Consider the following 3,993-nt stretch of genomic DNA (forward strand, 5'->3'; position numbering starts at 1 on the left):
GTGCGGAGACTGCGAGTTCACCAAGGTGCCGGATGTTTGCGTCAGGGTGGTGGGCCCACACCCCGGCGGGCGCGGGGTGCCAGAGCAGGCCCCGGGCGGGGGTGAACTCGCCGGTGCGGATGCGCAGCGACTCGGCGGTCCAGGCGCGCGGGACGGGGTGGTCGGCCGGGGACAGCAGGTGGCGCAGGAAGCGGGCGAGGTCGGCCAGGGTGGTGTGCAGCACCCCGTCGGCGAGGCGGGTGCGGGTCATGCCGAGGGGCCGCCAGATCCGGGTGGCGGCGCAGTCGCCGAGGGGGGCGCCGGCGAGGTGTTCGGCGAGGCGGGTGAGGACGGCGAGGGGGGCCTGGCCCTCGCCGCGCGTGAGGAGCCGGTGGGTGGTGGTCTCGGGGTGGTCCCCGTAGGCGGTGAGCGGGGTGTGCAGGCTCAGTTCGCCCCGGGCCACGAGGGTGCCGAGGACGGGCCAGAGCGCGAGGGCCGGGGTGAGGGCGGCGGCGGCGAGCGGGGTGTCCCAGTCGCCGGGCGGGCCGGGGCGGGCGGCGTGGACGGAGTCCGCCGATCCCACCGCCCAGACCGCGTCCGGGCCGGCGGTGCGCATGAGGGCCTCGATCTGCGGCGTCATGCCGGCACGCTACGTCGGCCCGGGCGGCCCGCCGGGCAGGCCGCGGACGCGTTGCCGCCCGCCCCCCGAATGCGGGGGGCGGGCGGCCGGAAGCGGCGCCCGCGCGACGCCCCGCCCACTGGCCCTTCCGGGGCGGGCGGGTCAGCCTGGGGGGATGAGCGCGACACCCGGCGAACCCGTGCCCGGCCCCGGTGCGTCACCACCGCCGCCCGGGAGCGGTCCCGGTCCGGTGCCCGGCTCCGGTCCCGTGCCCGGCCCCGCGCCGGGCTCCGGTGCCGCGCCAGGCTCCGGTGCCGTGCCCACGCCCGTCCCCGGACCCGTGCCCGTCCCCGGCTCCGGTCCCGGGCCCGGTGCGGCGCCGGAGGTCGCGCTGCGGTCCGCGCGGGGGCGGTGGGTGCTGCTCGCCACCGTCCTCGGGTCGGCCATGGCCCTGCTGGACTCGACCGTGGTCAACGTGGCCCTCCCCCGCATCGGCCGCGACCTCGGCGCCGATCTGGCGGTCCTCCAATGGACGGTCAACGCCTACCTGCTGACCCTGGCGGGCCTGATCCTGGTGGGCGGGGCGCTCGGCGACCGGTTCGGGCGGCGCCGGATCTTCGTCCTCGGGGTGGTGTGGTTCGCCGTGGGCTCGCTGCTGTGCGGCATCGCCCCGAACGCCGGGGTGCTGATCGGCGCCCGCGCCCTCCAGGGCGTCGGCGGGGCCCTGCTGACCCCCGGTTCGCTCGCGCTGATCCAGGGCTCGATCCGGGCCGACGACCGGGCCCGGGCGGTGGGCCTCTGGTCGGGGTTCGGCGGTGTCGGCGCGGCCGTGGGGCCCTTCCTCGGCGGCTGGCTGGTGGACGGGCCGGGCTGGCGGTGGGTGTTCCTGCTGAACGTGCCGGTGGCCGCGCTGTGCGTGCCGGTGGCGCTGAGACACGTACCGGAGTCCCGGGATCCGCAGGCCGGCGGGCGGTTCGACGTGGCCGGCGCGGTGCTCGGGGCGGCGGCCCTGGCCCTGCTCACGTACGCGCTGATCGAGGCCCGCTCGGGCGGCGCGGCCGTCATCGGGGCGGCGGTGGGCGGGGTGCTGCTGGCGGCCGCGTTCGTGTACACGGAGCGGCGGCGGCCGGATCCGATGGTGCCGCCGGACGTCTTCGCCTCCCGCCAGTTCACGGCCGTCAACCTGGTCACCCTGTGCGTGTACGCGGCCTTCGGCGGGTTCTTCTTCCTGATCGTGCTCCAGCTCCAGGTGGTGTCGGGGTACTCGGCGCTGGGCGCGGGGGCCGCACTGCTGCCGACCACCGCCCTGATGCTGCTGCTGTCGGCCCGCGCGGGGGCGCTGGGCGAGCGGATCGGCCCGCGGATCCCGCTCACGGCCGGGCCGCTGCTGTGCGCCGCCGGGATGCTGCTGACCCTGCGCGTGGGGCCGGGGGCCTCGTACGTACGGGACGTGCTGCCGGCGATGGCGGTGCTCGGCCTGGGCATGGCCGCCCTGGTGGCCCCGCTGACCGCGACCGTGCTGGCCTCGCTGGACCCCGGCCGGGCGGGCCTGGCCAGCGGCATCAACAACGCCGCCGCCCGGGCCGCCGGCCTGATCGCGGTGGCGGCGCTGCCGCTGCTGGCCGGGATGGGCCCGGACGCCTACCTGTCGGCCGGCGCCTTCGACGCGGCCTTCGGCCGGGCCATGGCCTGGTGCGCGGGGCTGCTGGTGGCCGGCGCGGCCCTGGCGTGGGCGACCGTGCGCTCCCCCGCGCCGGGGGCCTGCCACCCGGAGTGCCGCACCTGCTGCGCGGTCGGCTCCCCGCCCCTGGAGCATCCGCACGGGGCGGAGAGCCGCCCGGAGCCCGCCCCCTGACGGGTCCGGAGGCCGTCCGTGTGCTGGAGCGCGTCGGCGGACCTGGCGGCGGGCTCGGCCGTGGCCGCCGTCGGGGTGGTGTGCCTGGCGCGCGTGCGGCGGGCCCGGGACCTGCCCGTCGCCGCGCTGCCGCTGCTGCTGGGCGCGCACCAGCTGGTCGAGGCCGCCGTCTGGCGCGCGGGCGGCGGCTGCGGCCCGGCCACCACGGCCTGGGCGGTGATCGCGCTGCCCGTGCTGCCGCCGTGGGTGGCGCTGGGGGTGCTGCTCGCCGCCCCGCCCCGGGCGCGGCCCCGGCTGTGGGGGCCGGCTGCCGCCGGGCTGGCCGTCTCGGCGGTGCTCGCGTACCGGCTGGCCGTGCGGCCGGTGAGCGCCGAGGTGCGGGGGCGGCTGATGGGCTACGCGGTGGACGTCCCGTTCGCGCCGCTGGTCCTGGCGGGGTACCTGTACGCCGCCCTCGGCTCCCTGCTGCTGTCCGGGGACCGGCGGCTGAGGGTGCTGGGGGCCGTGCTGGGCGCGGGGGCGGCGGTGTGCGCGGCGCTGTGGCGGCTGGAGTTCGCCTCCACCTGGTGCGCGTTCGCGGCGGTGGCCTCGGTGCTGGTGCTGGGCTGGGTCCGGCGGGGGGCTACTGGTTCTGGCCGCCCAGGACGAACAGCAGGTACACGAAGAAGGCGAAGAGGTGGCCCACGAACAGGTACGCGATCAGCCGGATGACCAGGCCGCGCGGGAACTTCGACTCGAAGCGCCGGAAGACTCCGCGCGGCGCGGACGGCTCGGTGGCGGTGGACATGTTCTCTCCCTCGGACGGCATGGGGACGGCTCCTGGACTGGACCGGCCGGCGGGCCGGTCGGCTGGTGGCGGCTGAGGACGGTGACGGCTGACGATGGTGACGGCCGGGGACGGAGGCGGCCGGGGTGACGGCTAGGAGTGGTGCTTGGCGGTACCGCCGAGGCACATTCCGGCGAGGCTGCTCTGCAGCAGGGTGTGGACGAACAGCAGCTCGGCCCCGCCGGGACCGGCCGCGCCGATCCGGTGCGGGGTCAGCGAGTCGAAGTGCGCGCTGTCCCCCGGTTCCAGCAGGTGCTCGGCCTCCCCCAGGTGCAGCCGCAGCCGCCCGCCGAGCACGTACAGCCACTCCTCGCCGGGGTGGACGCGGACCAGCTCGCCCTGGCTGCGCCCGGGCGGGACGTGCACGCGCAGCGCCTGCATCCCCCGCCCGGAGCCCCCGGCCTGCCAGTACGTCCACCCGTCGGCCTCGCGGGCCCCGGGGCCGCCGGCCCGTACGATGGGGTCCGGGACCCCCTGGGTCTCGCCGAGCAGTTCGGAGACGGTCGTACCGTAGGTGCGGGCGAGTCCGAGCAGCAGCGGCAGCGAGGGCTGGCGCCGTCCGGTCTCCAGCCGCGACAGGTGCGCGGGCGAGAGCCGGGCCCTGGCGGCGGCCGCCTCCAGGGTGAGCCCGGCGCGCCGGCGCAGCTCGCGCAGCAGCAGGGCCACCTCGTAGGGGGTGGGCAGCTCGCGCGGGGCGGTCGGGTACGTTGCGGG

At 78.2% G+C, this 3,993-nt stretch carries 3 protein-coding genes and 2 pseudogenes; 2 read left to right on the top strand and 3 right to left on the bottom strand.

The genetic code is table 11. The features are described 5' to 3' along the window. A pseudogene (locus AB0O29_RS34385) lies at positions 1–619 on the bottom strand (hypothetical protein); the annotation flags it as partial. Between the two features lie 319 nt (positions 620–938). Between AB0O29_RS34385 and AB0O29_RS34390 the strand changes: the two are divergent. Further along, positions 939–2,453, top strand: coding sequence for an MFS transporter (locus AB0O29_RS34390; RefSeq protein ID WP_365159916.1), 1,515 nt, complete (start codon positions 939–941; stop codon positions 2,451–2,453). An 18-nt stretch (positions 2,454–2,471) separates the two neighbouring features. Beyond that, positions 2,472–3,068: pseudogene (locus tag AB0O29_RS34395) on the top strand (DUF6629 family protein); the annotation flags it as partial. Positions 3,069–3,075: 7 nt separating this feature from the next. On the opposite strand, the gene AB0O29_RS34400 reads toward AB0O29_RS34395, so the two are convergent. Together AB0O29_RS34400 and AB0O29_RS34405 are read right to left on the bottom strand one after the other, a co-directional pair. Beyond that, on the bottom strand, positions 3,076–3,240 hold the full coding sequence (locus AB0O29_RS34400) for a DUF6126 family protein (protein ID WP_365159919.1): 165 nt from the start codon (positions 3,238–3,240) through the stop codon (positions 3,076–3,078). Positions 3,241–3,372: 132 nt separating this feature from the next. Then, positions 3,373–3,963 (bottom strand): XRE family transcriptional regulator, encoded by a 591-nt coding sequence (locus tag AB0O29_RS34405; RefSeq protein ID WP_365159921.1) that lies wholly within the window; start codon positions 3,961–3,963, stop codon positions 3,373–3,375. Positions 3,964–3,993 lie beyond the last annotated feature (30 nt).

The organism is Streptomyces sp. NPDC089915, from assembly GCF_040684675.1.
Classification (GTDB): Bacteria; Actinomycetota; Actinomycetes; order Streptomycetales; family Streptomycetaceae; genus Streptomyces.

What these genes read in the sequence shown, in the direction of transcription:
- AB0O29_RS34400 (WP_365159919.1), bottom strand. Translation starts at nt 3,240, where the DNA reads ATGTCCACCGCCACCGAGCCGTCCGCGCCGCGCGGAGTCTTCCGGCGC.